Raw genomic sequence first — 26,528 nt, forward strand, 5'->3', positions numbered from 1 at the left:
CTGGCGTGCGTTGTCGGCGTTCTGCTTGACGGTCGACGTCAGTTCTTCCATCGAGGCCGCCGTCTGCTCCAGCGAGCTGGCCTGCTCTTCGGTGCGCGAAGACAGGTCCTGGTTGCCAGAGGCGATCTGGCTCGACGCCGTCGCGATGGTGTCGGTGCCCTGGCGCACTTCGCCGACGATCTTCGCCAGGTTGTGGTTCATTTCGTTGAGGGCCTGCAGCAGCTGCCCGACCTCGTCGCGGGAATCGACCTTCGTCGTCTGGGTCAGGTCCCCGGCGGCCACCGAACGGGCCACGTCGAGCGCGCGCCCGAGCGGCCGGGTGATGCCCCGCGTCAGCCACCAGGCCAGCGCCGCGCCCAGCGCGAGCGCCGCCACGGTGAGGCTGATGAGGCCGACGCGGCCCGAGCGGTAGAGCGCATCGATGCCGGCCGCGGCGCGGTCGATTTCGCTCTGCTGGTGCGCCAGCATGGCCTGGATGCTGGCGTCGTAGCTCGCCAGCATCGGCACCAGCTTGCTGTCGGTGACCTGGCCGGCCTCGTCCTGCTTGCCGTCGGCCTTGAGCTTGAGGATGCTGTTGCGCAGCGCGATGTACTCCGAGCGCTTGGCCCGGATGTCGGCGCTCAGCACCTCTTCCTCCGGCGACGCGAGCAGGGCCTCGAGCTTCTTCTGCGTCTCCGAGATCAGCTTGCTGGTGGCGCCGATGTTCTGCTGCAGGTAGGCCTGCACGGCGGGGTCGTTGCTCTTCACCAGCGCGAAGGTGCGAACGCTGTTGTTGCTGGTGGCATGCATCCAGGCCGCGGCCAGGCGCTCCTTGGCGAGCGATTGCTGCGCCATCCGCTGGGTGCCGTCGCCCACGCGCTGCAGGCCCATCACGCCGATCGCGGCGATGACCGCCGCCAGTGCCAGCACGAGGGCGAAGCCGGTGCCCAGCCGTGTACCGATCTTCCAGTTTTTCATCGTGTCTCTCTTTGTGGTCGGCGCGGCGTCCGCTCAGCCGAACTTCTGCATGATCCGAACGAGCTTGTGCCCGTAATCGGGGTCGGTTGCGTAGCCGGCGCGCTGCAGGCCGTGGGCGGCCGCGGCCGGGTCGCCGGTGCTCAGCACGTCGGCGTAGCGCGGGTTGCGCGTCATGAAGCGGGCGTAGTCGGTGAAGGCCTCGTCGTAGGAGCCGTAGGCGCGGAACTTGGCACGCACCTTCTGCGGCTCGCCATCGACGTATTCGGTGGTCAGGGTCTCGACGACCGGGCCCTTCCAGCTGCGGTCGGCCTTGATGCCGAACAGGTTGAAGCTCTGGGTGCCGTCGTCGCCGCGGATCTCGCGCTTGCCCCAGCCCGATTCGAGCGCAGCCTGCGCCAGGATCAGCGGTGCGGGCACGCCGCTCGCGGCGCTGGCCGACCGCGCCGAGCCGCCCATGCGGGCGACGAAGTCATCGACCTTGCCTTGCAGCGAGCCGCTGTCACCACCGCCGCCCGCGCCGCGGTCACCGTTGACGCGGTACAGATTCAGGTCCGCACCGACGCGCGGCGACGGTGCCGAGCCGATCGGGATGCCGGCGTTTTCCTTCAGCGGGAAGGACACCAGTCGGTCGAGCGCAAAGCCGGCCGGCGCGTCTGCATCGGCGCTGCCCTGACTGGCGGTGGCGGTGGCGGCGGCGCTGCGGCCGAGTTGCGCGAGCATCGCCTCGGCCAGCCCCAGGCCGCGGCCGGACAGGTTCTGCGACAGCTGCTGGTCGAGCATCGAGCGGTAGACCTTCTCGTTCTGCCCGTCCATCAGGCCGCTGGAGGGCGAGGCCTCGCGCATGCTCTTGAGCACCATGTTCATGAACATCGCCTCGAACTGCCGCGAGACCTGCTTCAGGCCTTCTTCCGGCGAGCTTCGGACGGTGTGGCGCAGGGCGTCGACGCCCTGCACGTCCAGCGCGAACCGCTGGTCGAGCGCGCCGGTGCGTGCCGCATCGGCGCCCCAGGAATTGGCTGCGGTGATGGCCACGCTGCGTCCTCAGATGATCTCGAGCTCGGCGCGCAGGGCACCGGCAGACTTCATGGCCTGGAGAATCGACACCAGGTCCTGCGGGTTGGCGCCCAGGCTGTTCAGGCCCTTGACCACGTCGGCGAGCGAGGCGCCGCCCTTGACCATCTGCAGCGCGCCGCCGCCCTGGTTGACCGAGATCTGCGAGGTCTGCGCGACCACCGTCTGACCGCCCGAGAAGGCGCCCGGCTGGCTCACCACCGGCTCGGTGTTGATCACCACCGACAGGTTGCCGTGGGCCACGGCGCAGTCCTGCACGCGGACGTTCTGGTTCATCACCACCGAGCCGGTGCGGGCGTTCACCACCACCCGGGCCGAGGCCTGCGCCGGCGTGACCTCGAGCGATTCGAGCCGCGCGAGGAAACCGACGCGGGCCTCGGGCATCGGCGCGCGCACCACGATCACGCGGGCATCCTGCGCCTCGGCCGTTCCGGGGCCGAACTCGCGGTTGATGGCATCGACCGCCTGCTTGGCGGTGCCGAAGTCGGAGCGGTTGAGTTCGACCGACAGCGTGCTGTCGTTGCCGAGCGGCGCCTCGACGCCGCGCTCGACCAGGCCGCCGGCCGGAATGCGGCCGGAGCCGAGCTGGTTGATCTGCACCTTGCTGCCGTTGGCCGACGCGCCCGCGCCGCCAACGACCATGTTGCCCTGTGCCAGCGCATAGATCTGGCCATCGACGCCCTTGAGCGGCGTCAGCAGCAGCGTGCCGCCGCGCAGGCTCTTGGCATTGCCCATCGACGACACCGTCACGTCGATGTTCTGGCCCGGCCGCGCGAAGGCCGGCAGCGTGGCCGTGACCATCACTGCTGCGACGTTCTTCAGCTGCATGTTCTGGCCCTGCGGGATCGTGATGCCCAGCTGCTGCAGCATGTTGTTCAGGCTCTGTACGGTGAACGGCGTCTGCGTCGTCTGGTCGCCGGTGCCGTCCAGCCCGACCATCAGGCCGTAGCCGATCAGCTGGTTGTCGCGCACACCCTGGATGCTCGCGAGTTCCTTCAGGCGTTCGGCATGGGCGGGCGCAGCCAGCCCCGCAGCGCACAGCGCCACGAGACCCAAGATTGAACGCAGAGTGCGCGGGAGATGCATGGCTGGTTTCTTTCGGTTCTGAAGGCGCGCCATCAGAACGGCATCACGTTGAGGAAGAAGCGCTGCATCCAGCCCATGTGCTGGGCCTCGTCGATGTAGCCCTTGGCCGTGTATTCGATGCGGGCGTCGGCCACCAGGGTCGACGGCACGGTGTTGTTCCCGGAGACGGTGCGCGGGTTCACCACGCCCGAGAAGCGAATGAACTCGGTGCCCTGGTTGATGCCCATCTGCTTCTCGCCGCTCACCAGCAGGTTGCCGTTGGGCATCACGTCGGTCACGGTCACGGTGATCACGCCGTTGAAGGTGTTGTTGGCATTCGCGCCGCCCTGCGCCTGGAGCCCATTGGTGCCGGCGAGGTTGGTGTCCTGGCCGTTGAGCAGCGAGCCGATCAGCTTGGGAATGCCGCCGGCGAAGGTGCCGGTGGTGCTGCCGGTGCGGCTGGCGTTGGCGCCCGAGTTCTTGCTGGCGTTCACGCGTTCGCTGATGACGACGGTCAGGATGTCGCCGACGTTGCGCGGCCGACGGTCCTCGAACAGGGCATTGGCACCGGGGCCGTCGCGGAAGATCGCGCCGGTCGGGCGCCGGGCGGCCGCCGTCGCCTGGCTGTCGGCACGCGCGGTCATCGGCTGGTGCACCAGCGGCTCGCGTGGAATCTGGGCGCAGCCCGCTCCCACCACGGCCACGAACAGCGCCAGGAGGCGCGCTGCGGGCGCAGCGACACCGCTTGCGGGAAGAACGGGCCTGCGCATGATCACAGCTGGGCGAGACGGGCCAGCATCTGGTCCGAGGTCTGGACGGCCTTGCTGTTGATTTCGTAGGCGCGCTGCGTGGCGATCATGTTCACCAGCTCCTCGACCACATTCACGTTCGAGGCTTCGACATAGCCCTGCGTCAGGACGCCGGCGCCTTCGAGGCCGGGGACCACCACATTGGGCGCGCCCGACGCGTCGGTCTCGTTGTAGAGGTTCTCGCCCAGGCTCTGCAGGCCGGTCGCGTTCAGGAAGGTCGCCAGCTGCAGCTGGCCGACCTGCACCGTCGCGGTGGAGCCGGCCTGCGTCACCGACACCGTGCCGTCGCGGGCGACGGTGATGCTGGTGGCGTTCTGCGGGATCGTGATCTGCGGCTGCACCTGGAAGCCGCTGGCGGTCACCAGCTGGCCCTCGGCATTGGTCTGGAACGAACCGTCGCGGGTGTACGAGGTGGTTCCGTCGGGCATCAGCACCTGGAAGAAGCCGCCGCCGTTGATGGCCACGTCCTTCGGGTTGTCGGTCTTGGTGAGGTTGCCCTGCGAGTGCAGGCGCTCGGTGGCGACCACGTGCACGCCGGTGCCCAGCTGCAGGCCCGAAGGCAGGCGCGTCTGGTCCGAGGTCTGGCCGCCGACCTGGCGCATGTTCTGGTACATCAGGTCTTCGAACACGGCGCGGCTGCGCTTGAAGCCGGTGGTGCCGACGTTGGCCAGGTTGTTGGACACGACGTCGAGCTGCGTCTGCTGCGCATCGAGGCCGGTCTTGGCGATATAGAGGGAACGGATCATGGGAAATACTCCTGTGGAACGGCGTCGGGCACGGGCGGGGCCTCGGCCTCTTAGCCGTACGCCAGCAACTTGTTGGCGGATTGCGCGTTGGTGTCGGCGGTGCTGATCGACTTCATCTGCATCTCGAAGCTGCGCGCGTTGGCGATCATGGCCACCATGGCCTCGACCGGATTGACGTTGCTGCCTTCGACCACGCCGCTCATCAGCGAGACGGCCGGGTCGGCCGCGGCAGGTTGCAGGCCCTCGCGCATGCGGAACAGGCCGTCGTCGCCGCGCACCAGGTCGAGGGCCGGCGGGTTCACCAGCTTGAGCCGGCCCACCTCGGCCACGCCCACCGCCGGGTCGCCGGCACCGCGCGCGGCGATCAGGCCGTTGCTGGCCACGGTGGCGGTCGCGCCGGGCGGAATGACCAGCGCACCGTTGTCGCCGAGCACCGGGCGTCCGCCCATCGTGGTGAGCTGGCCGTCGGCGGCCACCTGCAGATTGCCCACGCGGGTGTAGGCCTCGCCCGTGGCGGTCTGCACCACCAGCCAGCCCTCGCCCTTGACGGCGACGTCGAGTTCGCGGCCGGTCTCGGTCATCGGGCCGTGGCTGAAGTCGGCGCCGGGCGTGGTGGCGACGACGAAGGAACGCGTCTGCGCTTCCTCGCCGACCACCGGCACCGCGCGAAACGCATTGACCTGGGCGCGGAACCCGGGGGTCGAGACATTCGCCATGTTGTTGGCGACCGAGGCCTGTTGCTCCATGGCCTGCTTGGCGCCGCTCATCGCGACATACAGCATTCGATCCACTGGGTTCTCCTGAAAAGGTGACGAAGGAAGGCGAGGCTTGCGCGTCAGCGGATGTTCATCAGCGTCTGCATGACCTGGTCTTGCGTCTTCACCGTCTGCGCATTGGCCTGGTAGGTGCGCTGCGCCACGATCAGGTTGACCAGTTCGGAGGTCAGGTCGACGTTCGATGCCTCGAGCGCGCCCGAAGCCAGCGAGCCCTGCTTGGTGCCGGCGCCCGGCGTGCCGGTGAGCGCGGCGCCCGAGGCTTGCGTTTCGGCCCAGACGTTCTCGCCCATCGGCTCAAGACCGTTCGGGTTGGCGAAGGAGCTGAGCACGACCTGGCCGAGCAGGTTGGTCTGCTCGTTCGAGTAGGTGCCGGTGATGGTGCCGTCGGGGTTGATCGAGAAGGCCGTCAGCGTGCCGGAGGTGTAGCCGTCTTGCGCGAGCTTGCGGATCTCGTTCACGTTGCCGAACTGCGTCGTGCCGGTGAGGTCGACCGCCGCGGTCAGCGCTACCGAGCCGTTGCCGAAGGCCAGCGGGCCGACGTTGAACGTGCCGCCCGCGGGCGCCGTCATGTTGCCGTTGCCGTCGAAGGTGTAGCTGGCCATCGGGACCGGTGGCGTGGCCGCGGAGATGGGCGCGCCGTCGATCGTGCCGTACACGTTCCAGGTGTTGGTGGCGGGGGCGGGGGCCTTGACGAAGTAGGCACCCAGCTCGTGCGGGTTGCCCAGCGAGTCGTAGATCGGGCCCAGCGCGTTGGAATAGTTGAAGGTGTCCGAATCGGTCGCGCTGAACGGCGTCTTGGTCGGCGTCGCGAGGCGGGAGTCGAGGTTGAACGCGGCATCGATGGTGGTGGTCGCCTTCGGTGCCATGGCACTGTTCGGGACCTGGATCGCTGCCGGCGTGCCGCCGTTGATGGTGCCGGTGGCCGACACGCCGTAGCCCGTCAGCTGCAGTCCGGCGGCGTTGACGATGTAGCCCTGGTTGTCGCGGGTGAACTGGCCGTTGCGCGAGTACATGACTTCACCGCTCGGGCTGGCCAGGCGGAAGAAGCCGTCACCGTTGAGGATGGCGACGTCCAGCGGGCGGCTGCTGCTCTGCGTCACGCCCTGGGTGAAGTTCTGCGTCACGCTGGCGACCGAGGCGCCGAGGCCGACGCGCGAGCCGGCATACACGTCCTGGAAGGTCGCGGCCGCCGACTTGAAGCCGACCGTGCCGGAGTTGGCGATGTTGTTGCCGATGACGTCGAGGTTCGCGGCGGCGACAGCCAGACCGCTGATGCCTTGGGAGAAAGCCATGATGATGTCCTTGTTTCAATGCGATGAGGAAACGGCGCACCGCGAGGCGGCTGCGGCCGGGAAAAAAGAGGCGCCCGGGTTCAGAGGAACATGCGCACGTCGGCCAGGCCGATGCTCTTGCCCGTCGAGAGGTCGAGCGTCACGCCGTTGGCGCCCTGCTTCACCGCAGACACCTGGGTGAAGGTGAGCGCCTCTGCCTTGACGGCGCTGCCCGCGCCGGTCGCCGCCACGGTGAATTGGTAGTTGCCTTCGGCCACCACCTCGCCCGCATCGTTCTTGCCGTCCCACTTGACGCCGTTGGCGCCTTCGGGGAGCGCGCCGAGTTCCATCGTGCGGACCTTGTTGCCCTTGGCGTCGGTGATGGTCACGGTCACGTCGGTGGCACCCTTGGCCGGCAGTTCGACAGCGAAAGGCACCTCCTTGGGCGCCGTCACGCCCGTGGTTTCGTTCTTCACCATCTCGAGCGACAGCGCGTTGCCCGGCGACAGCACGGCGTAGCCGATCAGCGACGCGGCCTGCAGCACCTGGCTGGAACCGGTCTGGTTGACCAGCCCGCTGAGCGTGGCGTTGAGCTGCTCGATGCCGCTGACCGTGCTCATCTGCGCGAGCTGCGAGGTGAGCTCGGCGTTCTCCATCGGGTTGAGCGGATCCTGGTTGTTGAGCTGGGTGACGAGCAGCTTCAGGAAGCGCTTCTCGCTGTCCGCGGTGCTGGTGCCGTTGGTACCGGCTGCTGCTGCGGCGGCGGCAGCAGCGGCGGCAGCAGCAGCCGCGGGGTCGTTGGCGACGCTGGAAGTCGAAGGAATGGCCATGGTGTGAAAGTGAGAGTGGAGAGTTACTGACCGACGGTGAGCGTCTTGACCATCAGCGTCTTGGCGGTGTTGAGCACCTCGACGTTGGCCTGGTAGCTGCGGGATGCGGAGATCATGTTGGTCATCTCCTCGACGACGTTCACGTTGGGCATGGCCACGTAGCCGTCCGGATTCGCATGCGGGTTCTTGGGGTCGTAGACCAGCTTGGGCGGCGATGGGTCTTCGCGGATCGAGGCCACCTTCACGCCACCGACGTCGCTGCGGCCGGAGCCCGCGACCTCGAACACCACCTGCTTGGCGCGGTAGGGCTGGCCGTCGGGGCCGGCCACGCTCTCGGCGTTGGCCAGGTTGCTCGCGGTCACGTTCATGCGCTGCGACTGCGCCGTCATGGCGGAGCCGGCCACGTTGAAGATGTTCATCGAGTTGCTGGGAAAGGGCATGCTTTCTCTCCGGCGGCGGTGACCGCGGTTATTGCTGGACCGCCGACAGCAGCGTCTTGATCTTCGCGCCGATGACCGTGAGGTTCGACTCGTAGCGCAGCGCGTTGTCGGCGAAGTTGATGCGTTCCACATCCATCTCGACGGTGTTGCCGTCGATGCTGGACTGGTTGGGCACGCGGTAGAGCAGGTCCTTGTCGGGCATGGCCTGCGCTTCGGCGCGCAGATGGCGAGCGGAGGTGACGGACATGCTCATCGACTGCGACGAGCGGCCGCGCTCGACGGCCTCGTTGAGCCGGCTGCTGAAATCGAAGTCGCGCGCCTTGTAGTTGGGCGTGTCGGCGTGGGCGATGTTCGACGCCAGCACTTCCTGGCGCTGGGCCCGGAGGTTGAGTGCTTCGCGGTTGAAATTCAGGGCCGCATCGAGCTTGTCCATCATGTGCTTCCATAGGTTGGAGGGGCATCGCTTCAGCACAGGGCGTGGCGACTGATGGAAAGCGAGTCTATGCACGAGGCGCTTTCGCAATGGGCCGAACAAAGGGTGTTTTGGGTGTCACTTCCTCACTTCATGGGCAGGGGTCGCTCCCTAGAATTGCTCGCACCAAGGGGCATTCCGCGCCCCTGCAGGCGCACCCAGCGCCACCCCACCGCCATGACGCCATGCCACCTTCTCCGCCGCTCGCTGCCCGCCCTGCTCGCGGCGCTCGCCCCGCTGCTCGGCCCCACCGCGGCGGGCGCCACCGAGGCGCTTCCCGCCGCGGCCATGGCGGCCATCGAACAGCTCGTGGCGCGCCAGACGAGCGGGATGCCGGGCAAGGCCAGCGTGAGCGCCAACCTCCCCGGCACCGGCACCCTGCCGGCCTGCGACGCCTACGACGCCTTCCTGCCGACCGGCGCCGCCCCGCGCGGCCGGGTCTCGGTCGGGCTGCGCTGCCGCACCGGCGCGCCCTGGACGCGCTTCGTGCCGGCTTATGTGAAGGTCGAGGGCAGCTATTACGTGGCCTCGCGCACGATCGAGCCCGGCGATTCGCTGGGCCCGGCCGACCTGACGCAGCAGACCGGCGACCTGGCCGCCCTGCCGCGCTCGGTGGTCACCCACGGCGGCGAACTGCTGGGGGTGCGGGCCACCGGCCGCATCGCCGCCGGCGCGCCGCTGCGCAAGGAACTGCTGCGCGCGCCCACGGTGATCCAGCAGGGGCAGACGGTGCAGGTGGTCGCCCAGGGCGCCGGCTTCACCGTCAGCACCGAGGCGCGCGCCCTGGCGCAGGCCGCTGCCGGCGGGGTGGCGCGGGCCAAGACCCTCGACGGACGCATGGTCACCGGCGTGGCTGACGAGGACGGGCAGATCGTCCTGTCACAGTGAGCCCGAGCAAAACTTCACACCCGGCCTAAAGTTCTTGTTCGAGCTGCCGATATCTGGGTCAACCTGTTGAGGAACTATCTTGAAGATCAACCCACCTGCCCCACCGACCACGCCCATCGCGACGGCGCCCAAGGCGGCCAATGCCGCTGCGGCGGCAGGCGTCGATGCAGCCGAACGAACCAAGGAGGCTGCCGTGAAAGCAGCAGCGCGGGTCCGCGCCATGCCCAACCCGGCCGCCAGCGGCGAATTCGACGCGGCGCGCGTTGCAGCGATCCGCGAGGACATTCGTGCCGGCCGCTATGCGATCAACCCCGAACGGATCGCCGACGGTCTGCTGACCAGCGTGCGCCATCTGATCGATTCGAAGACCCAGCCGTGAACACCCTGCTCGCTCACCTCTGCGCCGAGATTTCCTGCGTGCACGACTTCCTGGCGGCCCTGGACCGCGAGGAGAAGGCCATGCTCGAAGGCCGGTTCCACGACCTGGCGGCCATCACCGAGGGCAAGACCCGCCTGATGGACCGCATGGCCGAGCTCGACCGGGCGCGCGAAGCGGCCCAGTGCGCGTTGGGCTACGAGCCCGGCCGCGAGGGTGCGAGCGCTGCCGCCAACGCGGCCGGCGAAGCCACCAAGCAAGCCTGGAAGAGCCTGCTGCAACTGGCCGAGCAGGCCCGCGTGGCCAACCGGCGCAACGGCTCGATGGTCTACAGCCACCTCGACTTCACCCAGCGCGCCCTGCATTTCCTGCAGGCCAGCACCGAACTCTTCTACGGCCCCGATGGCGTGCGCAAGCCGACGTCGTCGCTGCGCGGGCATCTCGCCCTGGGCTGACCCGGCCGTCGCGCGGGTCCGATCGGCCCGCTCCTTGCACCTCGGGGCGTTTCGCGTCCCGCCAGAACCGAATGTCGAACCCGCCGAGCAACGACCTCCTCACGCGGCCTTCCCGGCGCAACCGGGCACTGGCCGCTTTTCCCTGGGTGCTGCTGGCCTGCGCGCTGGCGCTGTTCGGCTTTGCGGCCTACATCGCGCTGCGCTATGCCGAAGCGGCGTCCGGCGCCGCCGGGCCGGCGGCCGGTGGGCTGTGGGGCCAGTTCGGTTTTCTCATGGGCGGCATCCTCGGGCCGGCGCTCGGCTTCCTCACGGTGGTCGGGCTGGCGATGACGCTGCTGATGCAGCTCAACGCCGCCGGTGAAGCCCGCCACGATGCCGAAACGCTGCGCCAGGAGGCCGAGTTGCGCGGCCGCCAGGCCTTCCTGGGCACCAAGCTGGCGGCACTGACCACCCTGGTCGATGCGGCCAACCACGAGATCTACCGCTCCGGCGGCTCGGTGGAGCAGCGCCAGCTCTGGGAAGACCGCAAGCGGAGCCTGCTGGCGGAGATGGACGCCACCTTCGCGATCCTGCAGGCGCTGGACCCGCAGCCCCAGCCGGCCGCGCCCGTCGAAGGCACGGCCGCCGCCTGAGAAGGCACGCCGCACGCCTCGCCCGCCGTGCGAAGCCCCAACGACAAAGCGCGCGTCCGGCCGGTGGGCCGTACGCGCGCTTCGTCGCTGTCAGATGGTGCTGCCGGCCCTCAGGGCCGGCGCCGCTCAACGGTAGTGGCCGTGCCCGCCGTAGCCGCGACCGTGACCATGTCCACGTCCATGGCCGTACCCATCACCGCGGTAATAGCCGGGCGCGGGGCGGTAGTACACCGGCGGCGGTGCGTAGTACACCGGTGCCGGACGGTAGTACACCGGCGGCGGCGGACGGTAATAGACCGGGGGCGGTGCGTAATACACCGGCGGCGCCGCGTAGTAGGTCGGTGCAGCCACGCCGAGCGCCACGCCCGGCATATTGACGCCGACGGACCAGCTCACGTCGCCACGGGCGCTGGCGGCCGATGCGCCGAGCAACGCTGCGGCAGCGACGGCACCACCGGCCATCCATTTGAAGAAGGTCGAACGTGTGAGGCTCATGACGGGACTCCTGTAAAACTTTTAGCGGACGTTTTTTCAAATCCGCGGACCGGGCGAATCGCCCATGTGTGCATTGAACGCGTCAGGTGTTAATCAGGTTCACTCCGCCCGGTGAAGTTCGTTGCCAAAGGTAACTCGTGCACCCCTCCCCCTAGAATGAACAGATGACCTCCCCAGCAGACAAAGACGCCGCCAAAACGGGCGCGGCCCCCAGTAATTTCTTGCGCCACGTCATCGAAAACGACCTCCAGCAGAACACCTATGCCGGCCGCCGGTGGGGCGGCTCGCCCGGCGACGCCAGCCACCATGCCCAGGGCATGGCCGACCCGGCCAAGGTCCGCATGCGCTTCCCGCCCGAGCCCAACGGCTACCTGCACATCGGCCACGCCAAGAGCATCTGGCTGAACTTCGAACTGGCCAAGGAATACGGCGGCGTGTGCCACCTGCGCTTCGACGATACCAACCCGGAGAAGGAAGAGCAGGAATACGTCGACAGCATCCGCGACGCGGTGCAATGGCTGGGCTACGAGACCTACCTGGCCGACCGCCCCAGCGCGCCGGGCACGATGCAGCCGCACGAGTACTTCGCGAGCGACTACTTCGACTTCATGTACCGCGCGGCCGAGTACCTGATCGAAAGCAACCTCGCCTACGTCGACGAGCAGACGCCCGAAGAGATGCGCGCCAACCGCGGCGACTTCGGCAAGCCGGGCACCGACAGCCCGTTCCGGTCGCGCACGGCGGAGCAGAACCTTGCCCGCTTCCGCGAAATGCGCGACGGAAAACTCGACGACGGTGCCGCCATCCTGCGCGCCAAGATCGACATGGCGAGCCCCAACATCAACCTGCGCGACCCGGCCCTCTACCGCATCCGCCGGGCCACGCACCACAACACCGGCGACAAGTGGTGCATCTACCCGATGTACACCTTCGCGCACCCGATCGAAGACGCGCTGGAGCAGATCACCCACTCGTTCTGCACGCTCGAATTCGAAGACCAGCGCCCCTTCTACGACTGGCTGCTCGATAACCTGGCCGCCGGCGGCCTCGTCGCCAGCCCGCACCCGCGCCAGTACGAATTCGCGCGCTTGAACGTGACCCATGTGCTCACCAGCAAGCGCAAGCTGCGCCAGCTGGTCGAGGAAGGCCACGTCGACGGCTGGGACGACCCGCGCATGCCCACGCTGGCCGGCCTGCGCCGCCGCGGCTACACGCCCGAGGCGCTCAAGCTCTTCTGCGAACGCAGCGGCACCACCAAGTCCGCCGGCGGATGGACCGACTACGCCGCGCTCGAAGCCGCACTGCGCGAAACGCTCGACCCCATCGCACCGCGCGCCATGGCCGTGCTCGACCCGGTGACGCTCGTCATCAGCAACTGGGGCGAACTGATGGGCGGCGACGAGGTGCTCGACGACTGCAGCGCGCCGGTGCACCCGCACCACCCCGAGCGCGGCGAGCGCCACTTCAAGATCGGCCGCGAAGTCTGGATCGAACGCACCGACTACGAAGACGTGCAGCCCAAGGGCTTCTTCCGCCTGTTCCCCGGCAACAAGGTGCGCCTGAAGTACGGCCACACCATCGTATGCACCGGCGCCGCGCGCGATGCCGACGGCCAACTGCTCGAAGTGCAGGCCACGCTGGTACCCGACACCAAGAGCGGCACGCCGGGCGCGGACGCGATCAAGGTGAAGGGGAACATCACCTGGGTGGCGGTGGCGGATGCGGTGGCGGCGGAGGTGCGCTTGTATGAGCGGTTGTTTGCCGAGGCACAGCCTGGCAGCGGTGAGCTGCTGGACGAATTGAACGAGAACAGCCTGGTGAAGTGCTCGGCATTCGTGGAGCCTTCACTCGCGAATGCGGAGGGCGGTGCCGGCTTCCAGTTCGAGCGGCATGGGTACTTTGTGGTGGACGCAAAGGCGGGCGCGGGGCGGCATGTGTTCAACCGGGCGGCGGGGATGCGGGACAGCTGGGGCAAATAAGGCGAAGGCGACGCGCCAAGAACGGCCATCTCCCGTCCAAGTCGAAACGACCGTCATCGCATGAAAGCACGCACTGACCTCGCCGGCAAAGGCCTCGCCGCCCTGGTCATCGGCGTGCTGCTCCTCACCGTCATCCCCAACATGCTGCGCAACCAGCTGGGTCCGACCATCGGCCAGGTGCTGCGACCGGCGGGGTGGGTCGCGCTGATGCTGGGCGCCGTCCTGCTGGTGTTGAACTACTTCGTCCGGCGTTCGAACCAGGAGCCGGTCGTCGAGCCGCAGCAGCGGTCCGTCACGCCGAACACAGCACCACTGTCGAAGAAACTGGCCGCGCGCAAGTCACCCGCCGCGCCCGTGGCACCGCCCGCGCCGATGGGCGTCCGGCAGCAAGCGAGCTGGAGCCAGATCGTGCTCGCCGACATCGAATGGCGCCGCTTCGAAGCCGTGTGCGAGGCCTTCTATGCGCAGGCGGGGCTCACGACACGCAGCCAGTCTCACGGTGCAGACGGCGGCGTGGACATCTGGCTGGAATCGCAGCACATGGACCAGCCGCGCATCGTCCAGTGCAAGCACTGGCAGGGCAAGCCGGTGGGTGTGAAGGAGATGCGCGAATTCCTCGGCGTGATGACGGCGAACAAGCTGCGGCACGGCACCTTCGTGACAAGTTCGACCTTCACCGCCGATGCGCTGGCCTTCGCGGCGGACAACGGCATCCACCTGCAGGACGGCGCGGCATTGCTGAAGCTGATCGGCCAGCGCACGCCGGAGCAGCAGGCCGCCCTGCTCGCGGTGGCCTACGAAGGCGAGTACTGGCGGCCCACCTGTGCCAGTTGCGGCACCAAGATGGTCGAGCGCACCTCGGGCAAGTTCGCGCGGCCGTTCTGGGGCTGCACGAACTATCCGACATGCCGCGGGCGGGCGATTCCGAAGGCCCGCGCCAGCACCGTCTAAACGAGGCGCTGACGGCCGCTATCCTTGCCGGACCATCACCCCAGGAGCCCTCGCATGCAAGCCGTGTCCATCCACATCGTCGACGTCGCCAACGGCGTGGTCGCCACCGGCATGCGCGTCGACATTGCGCGGGTGGACGGCGCTGCGGGCGCGCCAACGTGGAGCCCAGTGGTCTCCGGCCAGGTCGGCCGCAACGGCGTGGTCGATGGCATCGAGGGCCGCGAGCGGCTGTTCGACATCGGCGTGTACGAACTGCGCCTGCACGTCGGCGACTACTACCGCGCTCGTGGCACGGCCCTGCCCGAGCCGGCCTTCATGGACGTGCAGGTGTTCCGCTTCGGCATTGCCGACCTCTCGCAGCACTACCACCTGCCGGTGAAGCTCACGCCCTGGGGGCTGTCGTGCTTCCGCGGCGCGGCCTGAGAACGCCCGAGGCACGGGCGGCGTGCGGCCCGCCGACGAAACAGCGTGTGTGAAGCAGGGGCCTCTACACAGTGCGATACGCAAAAGGCACTGAGGCCCGGTGGCGCGACGAACAATGGCCCGGTCAACCCCGACCGACCACCTTCAGAGGCCCACCATGCGCATCCGCACCAGCGTTCTCGCCCTCACCGCGGCCACGGCCGCGTGCATCGCCGCACTCACCTTCGCCGCAGCACCGACCGGCGGCAGCGTGCCCGCCGGCAACGCCCGCGCCGCGCCGGAATTCCAGCAGATCGACACCTGGCTCAATTCGCCGCCCCTGCGGCTCGACGCGCTGCGCGGCAAGGTGGTGCTGGTCGACTTCTGGACCTACACCTGCATCAACTGCCTGAACCATCTGCCCGCGGTGAAGGACTGGCACGCTCGCTACAAGGACCAGGGCCTGGTGGTAGTGGGCGTGCACACGCCGGAGTTCGCCTACGAGAAGTCGACCAAGAATGTGCGCGAGGCCATCGAGCGGCTGCACATCCGGCATGCGGTGGCGCAGGACAACAGCTATGGCACCTGGAAAGCCTTCAACAACCAGTACTGGCCGGCCATCTACCTGATCGACAAGCAGGGGAAGATCGTCTACTCGCACTTCGGCGAAGGCCGCTACGGCGAGACCGAGAAGAAGATTCAGGCACTGCTGGCCGAGCCGGCCTCGGCCGACACGGCGCCGGCAGCCACCACGCCGAAAGGCTCATGAGATGAAGAGCCTGTGGTTCGCCCTGCTCTTCCTGGCCGGCGGCTTCTCGCACGAGGTCCGCAACCCGGTCGGCTGCGAATGCATCAGCTCCGCTACGCGCGGGCTTCTACCGCCGACGAAAAGACGTAGCCCTCGCTGCGAACCGTCTTGATGTAGCGCGGCTCGCGCGCGTCGTCGCGCAGCCGCTGGCGCAGCCGGCTGACCAGGAGGTCGATGGAACGCTCGAACAGCTCGGCGTCACGGCCCTGCGTCATGCTCAGCAGTTGGTCGCGGCTCAGCACCCGCTGCGGATGGTCGAGGAACACGCGCAGCAGCCGGTACTCGGCGCCGCTGAGCGCGACCATCGTGCCGCTCGCATCGATCAGGTGGCGGGCGATCGTGTCGACCTGCCAGTCGCCGAAAGCCAGCGTCGACGCGTCTTCGGCCGCCACATGCATGTTGGGCGGCAGCATGCGGGTGCGGCGCAGCACCGCACGGATGCGCGCCAGCAGCTCGCGCGCGGCAAAGGGCTTGGCCAGGTAATCGTCGGCGCCCATCTCGAGGCCGAGGATGCGGTCGGCCTCTTCGCTGCGCGCGGTGAGCATGAGGATCGGCGTGGCCTTGTACTTGCCCGCGCGCAGGTCACGGCACAGCGTGAGCCCGTCTTCGCCCGGCAGCATCAGGTCGAGGATGATCAGGTCGAAGGGGCCCGAACTCTCCAGCGCCGCACGCATGTGCCGGCCGGTGGGCACGCCCATCACCCGCAGCCCGTTCTTCACCAGGTAGGTGGTGAGCAGCTCGCGGATCTCGCGGTCGTCGTCGACGATGAGCACATGGTCGGAGCTTCGGGCGGTCATGGCGTGGGGGTCGTGCGTGGGCGGCATGGCAGCCGGAATGTAGCCCGGCCGCCATGCGAGTGGGAAGCGCCGATCAGGCGACCGCGAATTCGACCTCGATATTGCCTCGGGTCGCGTTCGAGTACGGGCAGGTCTGGTGCGCGCCTTCGACCAGCTGCCACTTCTGCGCATCGCTCAGACCGGGCAGCGTGACGCTGAGCTTGACCGCCAGCGCGTAGGCGACGTCGCCCGCGGTCTTGCCGAGCGACACCTCGGCATCGACCGCCACGCTGTCGGGCACCCGGATGCCGAGCCGGCCGCCGGCCAGCTTGATGGCGCCCATGAAGCAGGCCGAATAGCCGACGCCGAACAGTTGCTCGGGGTTGGTGCCGGGCTTGCCCGAGCCGGGCGGGCTGAGCTGCACGTCGAGTGCGCCGTCGCTGGATGTGCCGGCGCCGTCGCGGCCACCGGTGGTGTGGGTGTGGGCGGTGTAGAGCCGGTTCTCGATCTTCAAGGTCATGGTGACTTCTTTCGTTGGTTGCGGAATGGGAAAAGGGAACGGAATCAGGGAGCGTCAGGCGCGGGCGCGCACGAGCGTCATCACCGCATCGGCGAAGACCTGGGGCGCTTCCTGCGGCACGTTGTGGCCGGCTTTCACCACGCGATGGGTGCGCGGGCCGGTGAACTTCGCGGCCTGGGCGCTGCCGTCGGTGGCCGGCACCACGCCGTCGGAATCGCCGTCCATCGTGAGGGTCGGCACGCCGATGGTCGGGAAGGCGGCGAGCTTCTTCTCGTTGGCCTCGTAGGCCGGGAAGCCGTCTGCCAGGCCGAGACGCCAGCGGTAGTTGTGGATGACGATCGCGACGTAGTCCGGGTTGTCGAAGGACGCTGCGGTGCGCGCGAAGGTCGCGTCGTCGAAGGCCCACTTCGGCGAGTTCGTGGTCCACAGAATCCGCGCGATGTCGCGCCGGTTCGCCTCCAGCCCGAGCCGGCCGCGCTCCAGCGCGAAGTAGTACTGGTACCACCAGCCGTGTTCCGCCTTGGCCGGCAGCGGCAACTGGTTGCCGGGCCGGTTGGTCATGATGTAGCCGTTGACCGACAGCAGGCCGAGGCAGCGTTCCGGCCACAGCGCGGCGAGGATGCAGGCGGTGCGCGCGCCCCAGTCGTAGCCGACCATCACCGCCCGGTCGATCTTCAGGGCGTCGAGCAATGCGATCTGGTCCAGCGCCACCGCGGCCTGCTGCGCCGAGCGCGGGTTGGCGCTGTCGAGGAAGCGGGTGCTGCCGTGGCCGCGCAGGTGCGGCACGATGACCCGACAGCCCTGGGCCGCGAGCAGCGGTGCCACCTCGGCATAGCTGTGGATGTCGTACGGAAAGCCGTGCATCAGCAGCACCGGCACGCCGTCGGCCGGCCCCATCTCGACATAGCCGACGTCGAGCTCGCCCGCGCGGATCTGCCGCACCGGGCCGAACGCGGGCAGCGTCGGGCTCGCGGCATTCGCCACGCCCATGAGTCCGAGCTCTGCAGCGGCGAGGCCGACGACGGCGCCGCCCAGCAGCAGGCGTCGTTGAAGGTCGATGGAAGGGTGGGACATGCGTGCTCCTGTCTTTCTGTCTGTGTTGTGGGAGCCGCCATTGGATGCACCGCATGTGTTCGCGATGTGTTCGGAAACCGGCTTCTTGTATGCCCGTGTATGTCGGACGCGCCAGATACACAGGCATACAAAAGGGGCCGGCAGGTAATGTTCCGTGTCGCGGTGGTCGCCGGACACACTGCCATACACAGGCACGGCGGCAACGCGATGCGGGGTCTATAAACGGCGCCATGCCCGATCCAGCACCCTCCTCTTCGCCCCTTCCCACCGCCGCATGGCAACGGCTGCTGCCGCGCTCGCTGTTCGCGCGGGTCACGCTGATCATCGTGGTGGGCCTGGCCATCGCGCAGCTGCTGACCTTCGCGGCCGTCCGCTACGAACGCGGCATGGCGATGCGCGAGCTGATGATGATCGGCATCGAACGCGACATCGCGAGTTCCATCGCGATCCTCGACCGCCTGCCGGCCGCGGAACGCGAAGGTTGGCTGGCAAGGTTGGAGCGGCGCAACTACCGCTTCGTGCTCAACGGCCAGGCCGTCGGCACCGCGCCCGACAGCGCCACCTCGCAGGCCTTCGCAAAGGCGATCGTCGAGGCGCTGCGGCCCTTCGAGATCGTCAAGGTCGGCCAGGTCGCGCAACCCGAGGGGCTGCAGATCGAGGTGCGGCTCGGCGACGGCTCGACCGTCGTCGTGATGGCCAGGCGCGCCGACATGCCGCTGTCGCCGTGGGTGCTGTGGCTGCTCGCGCTGCAACTGCTGGTGCTGGCGCTGTGCGTCTGGCAGGCCGTGCGGCTGGTCACGCGGCCGCTGGCTCAGCTGGCGTCGGCCGCCGATGAACTGGGCCCCGACCTGAAGGCTCGCCGGCTCGACGAACAGGGGCCGACCGAAGTCGCCCATGCGGCACGCGCCTTCAACGCGATGCAGCAGCGCATCGCCGGCTACATGGCCGAGCGGGTCGAGATCCTCGCGGCGATTTCGCACGACCTGCAGACCCCCCTCACCCGCATGCGGCTGCGCACCGACCTGATGGACGAGGGGCCGGAGCAGCGCAAGTTTCGCCACGACCTGGACGCGATGAGCGTGCTGGTGAAGGAAGGCGTGACCTATGCGCGCACGCTGCACGGCACCACCGAGCCGGCGTCGCGCATCGATGCCGATGCGCTGCTCGGCAGCCTGGTCGCCGACTATGCGGACACCGGGCAGCCGGTGCGGCTCGAAGGCCAGCTCGGCGCACCCGTGGTGAGCCGGCCGAACGCGCTGCGGCGCATCGTGGCGAACCTGGTCGACAACGCGCTGAGTTTCGGCAGCCAGGTGCAGGTGCAGTTGCGCGCCGATGCGGCCGAGCGCTTCGTCGTGGCGGTGATCGACAACGGGCCGGGCATCCCGCCCGATGAGCTGGAGGCGGTGCTCAAGCCCTTCTACCGCGTCGAGGGCTCGCGCAACCGCAGCACCGGCGGCACCGGGCTGGGGCTGGCCATCGCGCATCAGCTCGCGGTCGCGATGGGCGGCCAGCTCGTGCTCCTGAACCGTGCGGAAGGCGGGCTCGAAGCCCGGCTCACGCTGCCCCGCCAATCCACTTGAGATCCACGCCTGAGAACCGACGCCGGAGACCCCGACCATGCTCATCCTCGCCCTCGCCTACCTCGGTGGCGTGCTCACCATCCTGAGCCCCTGCATCCTGCCGGTGCTGCCCTTCGTCTTCGCGCGGGCCGACCGCCCCTTCCGCGCGCATGGCCTGCCGATGCTGGCGGGCATGGCGCTGTCCTTCGCGGCCATCGCCACGCTGGCGGCGGTCGGGGGCGGCTGGGTCGTCACGCTCAACGAATACGGGCGCACCGCCGCCATTGCCCTGCTCGCGCTGTTCGGGCTCACGCTGCTGTTCCCGGCGCTGGCCGACCGGCTGAGCCGGCCGCTGGTGGCCTGGGGCCAGCGCCTGGCGGCATCGCCATCGAATGCATCCGGTGCCTCGGCCTCCTGGCTGTCGCCGCTGTTGCTGGGCGTGGGCACCGGGCTGCTGTGGGCGCCGTGCGCCGGGCCGATCCTCGGACTGATTCTGACCGGTGCCGCGCTGAATGGCGCGAGCGTCGGCACCTCGCTGTTGCTGCTCGCCTATGCCGCCGGCGCCTGCACCTCGCTGGCCGCCGCCCTGCTGCTGGGCCGGCGGGTGTTCGAGCGCATGAAGGGCTCGCTGCGCACCGGCGAGCGGGTGCGGCAGGTCGCCGGTGCGGCCGTGCTGCTGGGTGTGGGCGCGATCGCGCTGGGGCTGGACACGGGATGGTTGTCGCGCCTGTCGATCGGCACCACCGGCACGCTCGAACAGGCACTGGTCGACCGGCTCGCCCCGCCCCCGGCGCAGCCGACGAGCGATGCGACCGAGCCGGAAAGCCCGATGCAGAAGGTCGCAGCGCAGGCGCCATCGCCCGCTCGTGGCCCGCGCGCCGACGGCCCGTTGTCGGCGCTGGCCGGCGCCACCGGCTGGATCAACTCGCCAGCGCTCGGCGCCGACGCGTTGCGCGGCAAGGTGGTGCTGGTCGACTTCTGGACCTACTCCTGCATCAATTGCCTGCGCACGCTGCCCTACCTGCGCGCCTGGGCCGAAAAGTACAAGGACGCCGGCCTGGTGGTGGTCGGCGTGCATTCGCCGGAATTCGCCTTCGAGAAGCGCAGGTCCAACGTGGAGAAAGCCGTCGGCGACCTGCACATCGGCTTCCCGGTAGCGCTGGACAGCGACTTCGCCGTCTGGCGCGCCTTCGGCAACCAGTCGTGGCCGGCGTTCTACTTCATCGATGCAGAGGGCCGGGTGCGCCATCGGGCGGCGGGCGAAGGCGACTACGACCAGATGGAGCGCGTGATCCAGCGCCTGCTGGCCGAGGCGGGACAGACCGGCGTGCCGTGGACGCTGGCCGCGCCCGAGGGCGAAGGCACGCAGGCGGCACCGGGCGCGACACCGGCCCGCTCCGGCGAGACCTACCTCGGCTACGAACGCGCCAGCGGCTTCGCCACGCCGGGCGGCATCGTGCCCGACCGCGTGACCTCCTATGCGCCAGCATCGCCGCTGCGCACCAACGAGTGGGCCCTCAGTGGCGACTGGAAGGTGCAAAAGGAAACGGCGGTGCTGGCGCGCCCGCTGGGGCGCATCGCCTACCGCTTCCAGGCACGCGACCTGCACCTGGTGCTGGGCCCGGCGGACAACGGCCAACCCGTGCGATTCCGCGTGCGCATCGATGGCCGGCCACCGGGCCCCGACCACGGCGCCGACACCGACGCCGAAGGCAACGGCACCATCGAGGCGCAGAAGCTCTACCAGCTGGTGCGCCAGCGCGAGAACGGCAAGCCGCGCCTGTTCGAGATCGAGTTCCTCGACGCCGGCGCGCAGGCCTACGCCTTCACCTTCGGCTGAGCGCGCGCGGCGGCCCCCCCCGGCGCAGCCGGCGCTTCGCGCCCGCGGCTGACATGCGGTGCCGGCGCGGCACGCCAGAATGCCTCACACCCTGCCCTTGCCGTCCAGGCTCCGACCCCGATGAAAAACTTCCTGCGCCTGTACTCCCTCATCCATGCGCTGATGGCGCTGCTGTTCGCCGGCGCCGGCATCGCGCTCATGGTGGTGGCGGCGCACAACGGCTGGATGGCGGTGGTGGGCAGCATCGACACCACAGCCGGCGAAGCCATCATCGAGGCGATGGGCCTGCTGGCCGCCGCGGTCGTCGCGCTGCAGATCTCTCAGACCATCACCGAGGAAGAGGTGATCCGCGACGCGCACATCAGCGCACCGACGCGGGTGCGGCGCTTCCTGTCGCGGTTCATGGTGGTGATCGTCGTGGCCATCGCGGTCGAGGCGCTGGTCGCGACCTTCAAGGCGCGCGAGAAGCCGGAGCTGATGCTCCATGCGGCGGCCGTCTTCGCCGCGGTCGGCCTGATGCTGGCGGGCTGGGGGGTCTTCATCCACCTGAACCGCTCGGCCGAGGAACTCGAGCCCGAGGCGATGGAGGAGGCGAAACGCGAGGATCGGAAGCTCGAGTGAAACCGATGGGCGCTATCCTCGGCGCCCCATGGTTTCTTCCGTTGCTCCCCGCCTCATCCGCTTCAACAAACCCTACGGCGTGCTGAGCCAGTTCACGCCCGAAGGCCGCTGGCAGGGGCTGAAGGACTTCATCGACCTGCCCGGCGTGTACGTCGCCGGCCGCCTCGACGCCGACAGCGAAGGCCTCCTGCTGCTGACCGACGACGGCAAGCTGCAAGCGCAGATCGCCGACCCGCGCTTCAAGATGGAGAAGGTGTACTGGGTGCAGGTGGAGGGCATGCCCGACGACGCGGCGCTGGCCGCCCTGCGCGATGGCGTGACGCTCAACGACGGCCCGACGCGCCCGGCCCGTGCGCGCCTGCTCGACGCGCCGCCCGGCCTGTGGGAACGCGACCCGCCCATCCGCGTGCGCCAGGCCATCCCCACCACCTGGATCGAACTCGCGATCAAGGAAGGCCGCAACCGCCAGGTGCGGCGCATGACAGCGGCCGTCGGGCACCCGACGTTGCGGCTGATCCGCGCGGCCATCGGGCCCTACACACTGGACGGCCTGGCGCCGGGCGCCTGGGCCGCTCGCTAGACTTGCCCGATGGTCTTCCCCCACCCTTCTCTTTTCTCTCACGCTTCGCACGCCTCCCAGCGCCGCACCGCCCTGCTCGGCGCGCTCGGCGCCCTGCTGCTGCCGACGATGCCCGCCCATGCGGCGCCGCCGGTGACCGCGCCCGAGCTCTGGCCGCAGGCCTCCGCCGTGCCGGGCGGCGTGGTGCGGCTGTCGCTCGGCCCGGCGGCGGCGCGCCCGACGGCGCACACCGAAGCCGACGTGCCGCTGCTGGTCACCGGCGACCCGATCGAGTGGACCGCGCTGGTCGGCATTCCGCTGGCGGCCCCGGTCGGCAGTGCACGCATCGTGGTGCGCACCGACGGCGGCGGCGAACGGTCCATCGCCTACGCCATCGCCCCCAAGCGCTACAGCGAGCAGCGCCTGAAGGTGGCGCCGGACACGGTCGATCTGTCGGCCGCCGACCAGGCGCGCTACGAGCGCGAGCGCGACCACCAGGCCCGCGTGATGGCGACCTTCACCGAGCCGCTGCCGATCGACCTGAAGATGGCGGTGCCGGTGCCCGGCCGACGCTCGAGCTCCTTCGGCCTGCGCCGCGTGTTCAACGGCCAGTCGCGCAATCCGCACAGCGGCATGGACATCGCCGCCGGCACCGGCACGCCGGTGCGTGCCCCGCTTCCGAGCCGCGTGATCGACACCGGCGACTACTTCTTCAACGGCGGCACGGTGTGGCTCGACCACGGCCGCGGCCTGCTGAGCATGTACTGCCACCTGAGCGCCATCGACGTGAAGGTCGGCGACCTGCTGCAGACCGGCGACCGCTTCTGCGCCGTGGGCGCCACCGGCCGCGTGACCGGGCCGCACCTGCACTGGGGCGTGATGCTCAACCGCACGATGGTGGACCCGGCGCTGTTCGTGACGGCCTAGTGACGTCCTGGTCACGAACGAACAGACCGGGTAAACGATCAGGCCACGCGGCGCGCTGCGGGTTGTCCCACGCCCGACACGCCGTGATGATCGATCTCCTCGAGAACAACAGGAGACGCGAGACATGAGCTTCACTTCACGCATGGCAGCGCACGCGCTGCGCGCCCTCGCGGCCACGGCCGCCATCGTCGCGCTGGCAAGCTGCGCAACGTCGACAAGCAACGTGGCGGCGCCGACCTTCCGCGTCGACCCGAACTGGCCCAAGCCCCTGCCCAACAACTGGATCCTCGGCCAGGTCAGCGGCATCGCGACCGATGCGCAGGACCACATCTGGGTGCTGCAGCGCCCGGGCACGCTGACCGAGGACGAGCGCGGTGCTGCGCTCAACCCACCGCATTCGAAGTGCTGCGTGCCGGCCCCCTCGGTGCTGGAGTTCGACGCGGCGGGCAACCTGCTTCGGTCGTGGGGCGGCCCCGGCGCCGGCTACAACTGGCCCGAGAACGAGCACGGCATGCACGTCGACGCCAAGGGCTTCGTCTGGATCACCGGCAACGGCAACAACGACGGGCAGGTGCTCAAGTTCACGCCCGATGGCCGCTTCGTGCTGCAGATCGGCAAGGTCGGCCCGCAAACCGGCAGCGCCGACACCACACGGCTGGGCCGCGCCGCGGGCGTCGAGGTCGACATCGATGCGCGCGAGGTGTACGTGGCCGACGGTTACCACAACAACCGCGTGATCGTGTTCGATTCGGAGACCGGTGCCTACAAGCGCCACTGGGGCGCCTACGGCAAGCCACCGATCGCGGTCGGCCCGCCCGACGGCCGCCGCACCGCCCCGCCGACCGCCACGCAGCTCACCACCTTCGGCAGCCCAGTGCACTGGGTGCGCGTGGCGCGCGACGGGCTGGTGTACGTGTGCGACCGCCTCAACAACCGCGTGCAGGTGTTCCGCAAGGACGGCAGCTACGTCAAGGAGTTTTCGGTCGAGCCACTGACCGCGGGCAACGGCGCGGTGTGGGACCTGGTGCTGTCGCGCGACCCGCAACAGCGCTTCCTGCACATGGCCGACGGTCGCAACAACCAGATCCTCACGCTGCTGCGCGCGACCGGCGCGGTGGTCGGCAGCGTGGGTCGGCCGGGCCGCTATGCCGGCGAGCTGCACTGGGTGCACGACCTGGCCGTCGACTCGCAGGGCCATCTGTACGCCGGCGAGGTCGACACCGGCAAGCGGGCCCAGAAGTTCGTGCGCCAGCCCTGACGTCCGCCCGCTCAATGCGCCGACCGAGGACCTTCGTTTACTTCGTCGACTTCAGGGCGGCGCGATTCGCCCACCGTGCCACCAGCAGTGTCTCAATGTCGTGCACACGCCGCCCGGTCGCGCGCGCGACCGCATCGCGATAGGGCGGCATGTTGGTGCACTCGAGCACGATGTTCTCGATCGACGGGAAACGAGCGACGAGGCGACATGCGGCGTCGACCACGTTGCGGCCGGCCTCCACGACGTCGAGTTGCGTTTCGTTGTGAAGGATGCGCTGATGGAATTCGCACCCTGGCGCCACGCCTTGCACAGGCGTCGCCGGCGGCACCTCCGCCGCGGCGAGGATCTGAGGGCTCAGCGCATCGGCGTCAAAGGTCAGGATGCCTGGTCGTGCGAGATCCTTGCATTGCAGCAAGCTCGACGTGACGACAGGAACGGCCACGGCCGCCGCCAGCGTGTGCTGGTAAGCAGCCAGGAAGCCGCAACTGGTCGTGATCATCACCGCGCCTTGCGCCGCCATGGCCTGAGCGGCTTCGACGAAGGGTTTCAGGAACGCCGGATCTGCCTGCTTCACGATGCGCTCGGGCGACGCCCCCTCGACCACAAGGAACCGGACGGGGATGCCATGGCGGCGGAAGGTTTCGGGACTGCCGATGTCGCCCACAGGCCGTGGAAAGCGTGTGTCGAGCATCAGCACGCCGAGAAACGCGTCCGACTTCATTGCACCGTACTGCGGCGATCGATCTTGCGGCTCAGTACGATGGATGTTTGCGTTTGCTTGACACCGTCGATCTGCCCCACCTGGTCGAGCAGCGCGTCCAACCGTTCGTGGGTGCTGCATTGCAACAGGACCATGTAATCGAATTGGCCGCTCACGGCCCAGACCTCTTCCACTTCCGGCAGCCGCTCGAGCGCCTTGATGATCGCCGCCGCCCCTTTCGCATTCACGCTCAACCCGCAAAAGGCTCGCACCGCGGCGTGTTCGAGCCGTTGACCGAGGCGCACGCCATAACCCGCGACGATACCTTCACGCTCCAGCCGTGCGATACGTGCGACGACGGTGGTGCGGGCGACCTTGAGCTTGCGCGCAAGGTTGGCAGCAGGCTCGCGGGCATTGCCTTGCAGCAGCGTCAACAAATAGCGATCCAGGTCGTCGAGTCGTAGATCCATGTCGGTCACGCCACTGTATCGACACCGGCAGCTTCCGACGACGCCTTGAAACGCCCGAGGAAGGCCCGCGTCGATGGCTGTCGTGGGTTGTCGATCACGACGCTCGGCGGGCCGCATTCTGCGACGACGCCATCGCGCATGAAGATCACCTGGTCGGCCACTTCGCGCGCAAAACCGATCTCGTGCGTCACGAGGATCATCGTCATTCCCTCACGGGCCAGGCCCTTGATGACATTGAGCACTTCGCCGACAAGCTCCGGGTCGAGCGCGGAAGTCGCTTCGTCGAACAGCATGACCGAGGGCTTCATGGCCAGCGCACGTGCGATCGCCACGCGCTGCTTCTGTCCGCCCGAGAGCTTGTCGGGGTAGTAGTCGGCGCGTTCGAGCAGACCCACCTTGGCCAGCAGCGCACGCGCTTCGGCCTCGGCCTGCGCCTTGGGCGTCTTCAACACGGTGACCGGCCCCTCCATGACGTTGCCAAGGGCCGTCATATGGGGAAAAAGGTTGAAGTGCTGAAACACCATGCCCGTGGAGGCCCGGAAGCGCGCGAGGCTGCGTTCGTTGGGCAACGCGGTTCGCGCGCCGTCGAACTCGATGGTCTGCGCGCCGACCGTGATGCGGCCACCGTTGGGGATCGACAGCAGGTTGATGCACCGCAGCAGCGTCGACTTGCCGGACCCGGAGGGCCCGATCATCGCGACCACCTGGCCGCGCTCGATCTGCAGCGAGATGTCCTTCAGGACGATGTTCTGCCCGAAGGCTTTCTTCAGGTTGGAGATTTCGATCAGAGGGCGGTCCATG

31 protein-coding genes are annotated in these 26,528 nt (G+C 68.8%); 14 read left to right on the forward strand and 17 right to left on the reverse strand.

Annotated features, from left to right (window positions below; genetic code table 11):
- From ACSFBE_RS14390 to flgB, 10 genes are all read right to left on the reverse strand, one after another.
- The coding region (locus tag ACSFBE_RS14390; RefSeq protein WP_435491080.1) for an MCP four helix bundle domain-containing protein at positions 1-957 on the reverse strand (957 nt) is incomplete at its 3' end.
- A gap of 33 nt (positions 958-990) precedes the next feature.
- Positions 991-1,983, reverse strand: a complete 993-nt coding sequence (gene flgJ / locus ACSFBE_RS14395; protein ID WP_435491431.1) for a flagellar assembly peptidoglycan hydrolase FlgJ — start codon at positions 1,981-1,983, stop codon at positions 991-993.
- Between the two features lie 15 nt (positions 1,984-1,998).
- Entirely contained in the window at positions 1,999-3,114 is a 1,116-nt protein-coding gene (locus ACSFBE_RS14400) for a flagellar basal body P-ring protein FlgI (RefSeq protein WP_435491081.1), read from the reverse strand.
- A 32-nt stretch (positions 3,115-3,146) separates the two neighbouring features.
- On the reverse strand, positions 3,147-3,863 hold the full coding sequence (locus ACSFBE_RS14405; protein ID WP_435491082.1) for a flagellar basal body L-ring protein FlgH: 717 nt from the start codon (positions 3,861-3,863) through the stop codon (positions 3,147-3,149).
- Positions 3,864-3,865: 2 nt separating this feature from the next.
- Positions 3,866-4,648, reverse strand: coding sequence for a flagellar basal-body rod protein FlgG (gene flgG / locus ACSFBE_RS14410; RefSeq protein WP_435491083.1), 783 nt, complete (start codon positions 4,646-4,648; stop codon positions 3,866-3,868).
- A 50-nt stretch (positions 4,649-4,698) separates the two neighbouring features.
- Positions 4,699-5,439: a flagellar basal-body rod protein FlgF gene (gene flgF / locus ACSFBE_RS14415; RefSeq protein WP_435491084.1), complete on the reverse strand. Its 741-nt coding sequence runs from the start codon at positions 5,437-5,439 to the stop codon at positions 4,699-4,701.
- Positions 5,440-5,483: 44 nt separating this feature from the next.
- Positions 5,484-6,716, reverse strand: coding sequence for a flagellar hook protein FlgE (flgE, locus tag ACSFBE_RS14420; RefSeq protein ID WP_435491085.1), 1,233 nt, complete (start codon positions 6,714-6,716; stop codon positions 5,484-5,486).
- An 80-nt stretch (positions 6,717-6,796) separates the two neighbouring features.
- Positions 6,797-7,525: a flagellar hook assembly protein FlgD gene (locus ACSFBE_RS14425; RefSeq protein WP_435491086.1), complete on the reverse strand. Its 729-nt coding sequence runs from the start codon at positions 7,523-7,525 to the stop codon at positions 6,797-6,799.
- Between the two features lie 23 nt (positions 7,526-7,548).
- Positions 7,549-7,965, reverse strand: a complete 417-nt coding sequence (gene flgC / locus ACSFBE_RS14430) for a flagellar basal body rod protein FlgC (protein WP_435491087.1) — start codon at positions 7,963-7,965, stop codon at positions 7,549-7,551.
- A gap of 28 nt (positions 7,966-7,993) precedes the next feature.
- Entirely contained in the window at positions 7,994-8,401 is a 408-nt protein-coding gene (gene flgB, locus ACSFBE_RS14435; RefSeq protein ID WP_435491088.1) for a flagellar basal body rod protein FlgB, read from the reverse strand.
- A gap of 213 nt (positions 8,402-8,614) precedes the next feature.
- Here flgB and flgA point away from each other — a divergent pair, with 213 nt between their 5' ends.
- The 4 genes from flgA (at position 8,615) to ACSFBE_RS14455 (ending at position 10,788) form a co-directional block, all read left to right on the forward strand.
- A complete protein-coding gene (gene flgA / locus ACSFBE_RS14440; RefSeq protein WP_435491089.1) occupies positions 8,615-9,325 on the forward strand; it encodes a flagellar basal body P-ring formation chaperone FlgA in 711 nt (236 codons plus the stop codon).
- A 79-nt stretch (positions 9,326-9,404) separates the two neighbouring features.
- Positions 9,405-9,704, forward strand: coding sequence for a flagellar biosynthesis anti-sigma factor FlgM (gene flgM / locus ACSFBE_RS14445; RefSeq protein WP_435491090.1), 300 nt, complete (start codon positions 9,405-9,407; stop codon positions 9,702-9,704).
- Positions 9,701-10,156 carry a flagella synthesis protein FlgN gene (locus ACSFBE_RS14450; protein ID WP_435491091.1) on the forward strand — a complete coding sequence of 152 codons (456 nt, stop codon included), beginning with the start codon at positions 9,701-9,703 and terminating at the stop codon, positions 10,154-10,156. The genes flgM and ACSFBE_RS14450 overlap by 4 nt, the downstream gene beginning before the upstream one ends.
- Before the next feature lie 71 nt (positions 10,157-10,227).
- Positions 10,228-10,788 carry a hypothetical protein gene (locus tag ACSFBE_RS14455; protein ID WP_435491092.1) on the forward strand — a complete coding sequence of 187 codons (561 nt, stop codon included), beginning with the start codon at positions 10,228-10,230 and terminating at the stop codon, positions 10,786-10,788.
- Between the two features lie 126 nt (positions 10,789-10,914).
- On the opposite strand, the gene ACSFBE_RS14460 is transcribed toward ACSFBE_RS14455, so the two are convergent.
- Complete coding sequence (locus ACSFBE_RS14460) at positions 10,915-11,283, reverse strand: hypothetical protein (RefSeq protein WP_435491093.1); 369 nt, start codon at positions 11,281-11,283, stop codon at positions 10,915-10,917.
- A gap of 164 nt (positions 11,284-11,447) precedes the next feature.
- On the opposite strand from ACSFBE_RS14460, the gene ACSFBE_RS14465 reads away from it, so the two are divergent.
- From ACSFBE_RS14465 to ACSFBE_RS14480, 4 genes are all read left to right on the forward strand, one after another.
- Positions 11,448-13,262: a glutamine--tRNA ligase/YqeY domain fusion protein gene (locus ACSFBE_RS14465; RefSeq protein WP_435491094.1), complete on the forward strand. Its 1,815-nt coding sequence runs from the start codon at positions 11,448-11,450 to the stop codon at positions 13,260-13,262.
- Positions 13,263-13,322: 60 nt separating this feature from the next.
- Positions 13,323-14,213 carry a restriction endonuclease gene (locus tag ACSFBE_RS14470; RefSeq protein ID WP_435491095.1) on the forward strand — a complete coding sequence of 297 codons (891 nt, stop codon included), beginning with the start codon at positions 13,323-13,325 and terminating at the stop codon, positions 14,211-14,213.
- 54 nt (positions 14,214-14,267) lie between these two features.
- The gene (locus ACSFBE_RS14475) at positions 14,268-14,636 is read left to right on the forward strand and encodes a hydroxyisourate hydrolase (protein ID WP_435491096.1); all 369 of its coding nucleotides are present in this window, start codon (positions 14,268-14,270) and stop codon (positions 14,634-14,636) included.
- Positions 14,637-14,793: 157 nt separating this feature from the next.
- Positions 14,794-15,384 carry a thioredoxin family protein gene (locus tag ACSFBE_RS14480; RefSeq protein ID WP_435491097.1) on the forward strand — a complete coding sequence of 197 codons (591 nt, stop codon included), beginning with the start codon at positions 14,794-14,796 and terminating at the stop codon, positions 15,382-15,384.
- Positions 15,385-15,476: 92 nt separating this feature from the next.
- Here the strand turns inward: ACSFBE_RS14480 and ACSFBE_RS14485 are convergent, their stop codons facing one another.
- The 3 genes from ACSFBE_RS14485 to ACSFBE_RS14495 all read right to left on the reverse strand — a co-directional run bounded on the left by ACSFBE_RS14485 (position 15,477) and on the right by ACSFBE_RS14495 (position 17,793).
- A complete protein-coding gene (locus tag ACSFBE_RS14485; RefSeq protein ID WP_435491098.1) occupies positions 15,477-16,220 on the reverse strand; it encodes a response regulator in 744 nt (247 codons plus the stop codon).
- Positions 16,221-16,293: 73 nt separating this feature from the next.
- Entirely contained in the window at positions 16,294-16,719 is a 426-nt protein-coding gene (locus ACSFBE_RS14490; RefSeq protein ID WP_435491099.1) for an organic hydroperoxide resistance protein, read from the reverse strand.
- Between the two features lie 54 nt (positions 16,720-16,773).
- Positions 16,774-17,793: an alpha/beta fold hydrolase gene (locus tag ACSFBE_RS14495; RefSeq protein ID WP_435491100.1), complete on the reverse strand. Its 1,020-nt coding sequence runs from the start codon at positions 17,791-17,793 to the stop codon at positions 16,774-16,776.
- Between the two features lie 230 nt (positions 17,794-18,023).
- Here ACSFBE_RS14495 and ACSFBE_RS14500 point away from each other — a divergent pair, with 230 nt between their 5' ends.
- The 6 genes from ACSFBE_RS14500 (at position 18,024) to ACSFBE_RS14525 (ending at position 24,557) form a co-directional block, all read left to right on the forward strand.
- Positions 18,024-19,373 (forward strand): ATP-binding protein, encoded by a 1,350-nt coding sequence (locus tag ACSFBE_RS14500; protein ID WP_435491101.1) that lies wholly within the window; start codon positions 18,024-18,026, stop codon positions 19,371-19,373.
- A 37-nt stretch (positions 19,374-19,410) separates the two neighbouring features.
- Positions 19,411-21,192, forward strand: a complete 1,782-nt coding sequence (locus tag ACSFBE_RS14505) for a cytochrome c biogenesis protein DipZ (protein ID WP_435491102.1) — start codon at positions 19,411-19,413, stop codon at positions 21,190-21,192.
- 120 nt (positions 21,193-21,312) lie between these two features.
- Positions 21,313-21,813 carry a hypothetical protein gene (locus ACSFBE_RS14510; protein WP_435491103.1) on the forward strand — a complete coding sequence of 167 codons (501 nt, stop codon included), beginning with the start codon at positions 21,313-21,315 and terminating at the stop codon, positions 21,811-21,813.
- Between the two features lie 28 nt (positions 21,814-21,841).
- Positions 21,842-22,393, forward strand: coding sequence for a pseudouridine synthase (locus ACSFBE_RS14515; protein ID WP_435491104.1), 552 nt, complete (start codon positions 21,842-21,844; stop codon positions 22,391-22,393).
- A gap of 9 nt (positions 22,394-22,402) precedes the next feature.
- Positions 22,403-23,299 carry a peptidoglycan DD-metalloendopeptidase family protein gene (locus ACSFBE_RS14520; RefSeq protein WP_435491105.1) on the forward strand — a complete coding sequence of 299 codons (897 nt, stop codon included), beginning with the start codon at positions 22,403-22,405 and terminating at the stop codon, positions 23,297-23,299.
- A gap of 124 nt (positions 23,300-23,423) precedes the next feature.
- Positions 23,424-24,557, forward strand: a complete 1,134-nt coding sequence (locus ACSFBE_RS14525; RefSeq protein ID WP_435491106.1) for an NHL repeat-containing protein — start codon at positions 23,424-23,426, stop codon at positions 24,555-24,557.
- Positions 24,558-24,594: 37 nt separating this feature from the next.
- On the opposite strand, the gene ACSFBE_RS14530 is transcribed toward ACSFBE_RS14525, so the two are convergent.
- Genes ACSFBE_RS14530 through ACSFBE_RS14540 form a run of 3 tightly spaced genes read right to left on the reverse strand, consistent with a single transcriptional unit; the run spans position 24,595 to position 26,527 of the window.
- Positions 24,595-25,278, reverse strand: coding sequence for an aspartate/glutamate racemase family protein (locus tag ACSFBE_RS14530; protein WP_435491107.1), 684 nt, complete (start codon positions 25,276-25,278; stop codon positions 24,595-24,597).
- On the reverse strand, positions 25,275-25,727 hold the full coding sequence (locus tag ACSFBE_RS14535) for an Lrp/AsnC family transcriptional regulator (RefSeq protein ID WP_435491432.1): 453 nt from the start codon (positions 25,725-25,727) through the stop codon (positions 25,275-25,277). Before ACSFBE_RS14535 ends, ACSFBE_RS14530 begins: the two co-directional genes overlap by 4 nt.
- Positions 25,728-25,732: 5 nt before the next feature.
- Positions 25,733-26,527, reverse strand: a complete 795-nt coding sequence (locus ACSFBE_RS14540; protein WP_435491108.1) for an amino acid ABC transporter ATP-binding protein — start codon at positions 26,525-26,527, stop codon at positions 25,733-25,735.
- Position 26,528 lies beyond the last annotated feature (1 nt).

This window comes from Variovorax sucrosi (assembly GCF_051216635.1).
GTDB lineage: Bacteria > Pseudomonadota > Gammaproteobacteria > Burkholderiales > Burkholderiaceae_C > Variovorax.

What these genes read in the sequence shown, in the direction of transcription:
- ACSFBE_RS14480 (WP_435491097.1), top strand. Translation starts at nt 14,794, where the DNA reads ATGCGCATCCGCACCAGCGTTCTCGCCCTCACCGCGGCCACGGCCGCG.
- ACSFBE_RS14475 (WP_435491096.1), top strand. Translation starts at nt 14,268, where the DNA reads ATGCAAGCCGTGTCCATCCACATCGTCGACGTCGCCAACGGCGTGGTC.
- ACSFBE_RS14495 (WP_435491100.1), bottom strand. Translation starts at nt 17,793, where the DNA reads ATGTCCCACCCTTCCATCGACCTTCAACGACGCCTGCTGCTGGGCGGC.
- ACSFBE_RS14465 (WP_435491094.1), top strand. Translation starts at nt 11,448, where the DNA reads ATGACCTCCCCAGCAGACAAAGACGCCGCCAAAACGGGCGCGGCCCCC.
- flgA (WP_435491089.1), top strand. Translation starts at nt 8,615, where the DNA reads ATGACGCCATGCCACCTTCTCCGCCGCTCGCTGCCCGCCCTGCTCGCG.
- ACSFBE_RS14525 (WP_435491106.1), top strand. Translation starts at nt 23,424, where the DNA reads ATGAGCTTCACTTCACGCATGGCAGCGCACGCGCTGCGCGCCCTCGCG.
- ACSFBE_RS14425 (WP_435491086.1), bottom strand. Translation starts at nt 7,525, where the DNA reads ATGGCCATTCCTTCGACTTCCAGCGTCGCCAACGACCCCGCGGCTGCT.
- ACSFBE_RS14470 (WP_435491095.1), top strand. Translation starts at nt 13,323, where the DNA reads ATGAAAGCACGCACTGACCTCGCCGGCAAAGGCCTCGCCGCCCTGGTC.
- ACSFBE_RS14485 (WP_435491098.1), bottom strand. Translation starts at nt 16,220, where the DNA reads ATGACCGCCCGAAGCTCCGACCATGTGCTCATCGTCGACGACGACCGC.
- ACSFBE_RS14530 (WP_435491107.1), bottom strand. Translation starts at nt 25,278, where the DNA reads ATGAAGTCGGACGCGTTTCTCGGCGTGCTGATGCTCGACACACGCTTT.
- ACSFBE_RS14455 (WP_435491092.1), top strand. Translation starts at nt 10,228, where the DNA reads ATGTCGAACCCGCCGAGCAACGACCTCCTCACGCGGCCTTCCCGGCGC.
- ACSFBE_RS14515 (WP_435491104.1), top strand. Translation starts at nt 21,842, where the DNA reads ATGGTTTCTTCCGTTGCTCCCCGCCTCATCCGCTTCAACAAACCCTAC.
- ACSFBE_RS14405 (WP_435491082.1), bottom strand. Translation starts at nt 3,863, where the DNA reads ATGCGCAGGCCCGTTCTTCCCGCAAGCGGTGTCGCTGCGCCCGCAGCG.
- ACSFBE_RS14500 (WP_435491101.1), top strand. Translation starts at nt 18,024, where the DNA reads ATGCCCGATCCAGCACCCTCCTCTTCGCCCCTTCCCACCGCCGCATGG.
- ACSFBE_RS14505 (WP_435491102.1), top strand. Translation starts at nt 19,411, where the DNA reads ATGCTCATCCTCGCCCTCGCCTACCTCGGTGGCGTGCTCACCATCCTG.
- flgC (WP_435491087.1), bottom strand. Translation starts at nt 7,965, where the DNA reads ATGCCCTTTCCCAGCAACTCGATGAACATCTTCAACGTGGCCGGCTCC.
- ACSFBE_RS14400 (WP_435491081.1), bottom strand. Translation starts at nt 3,114, where the DNA reads ATGCATCTCCCGCGCACTCTGCGTTCAATCTTGGGTCTCGTGGCGCTG.
- ACSFBE_RS14510 (WP_435491103.1), top strand. Translation starts at nt 21,313, where the DNA reads ATGAAAAACTTCCTGCGCCTGTACTCCCTCATCCATGCGCTGATGGCG.
- flgB (WP_435491088.1), bottom strand. Translation starts at nt 8,401, where the DNA reads ATGATGGACAAGCTCGATGCGGCCCTGAATTTCAACCGCGAAGCACTC.
- ACSFBE_RS14520 (WP_435491105.1), top strand. Translation starts at nt 22,403, where the DNA reads ATGGTCTTCCCCCACCCTTCTCTTTTCTCTCACGCTTCGCACGCCTCC.
- ACSFBE_RS14460 (WP_435491093.1), bottom strand. Translation starts at nt 11,283, where the DNA reads ATGAGCCTCACACGTTCGACCTTCTTCAAATGGATGGCCGGTGGTGCC.
- ACSFBE_RS14490 (WP_435491099.1), bottom strand. Translation starts at nt 16,719, where the DNA reads ATGACCTTGAAGATCGAGAACCGGCTCTACACCGCCCACACCCACACC.
- ACSFBE_RS14540 (WP_435491108.1), bottom strand. Translation starts at nt 26,527, where the DNA reads ATGGACCGCCCTCTGATCGAAATCTCCAACCTGAAGAAAGCCTTCGGG.
- ACSFBE_RS14535 (WP_435491432.1), bottom strand. Translation starts at nt 25,727, where the DNA reads ATGGATCTACGACTCGACGACCTGGATCGCTATTTGTTGACGCTGCTG.
- flgG (WP_435491083.1), bottom strand. Translation starts at nt 4,648, where the DNA reads ATGATCCGTTCCCTCTATATCGCCAAGACCGGCCTCGATGCGCAGCAG.
- flgE (WP_435491085.1), bottom strand. Translation starts at nt 6,716, where the DNA reads ATGGCTTTCTCCCAAGGCATCAGCGGTCTGGCTGTCGCCGCCGCGAAC.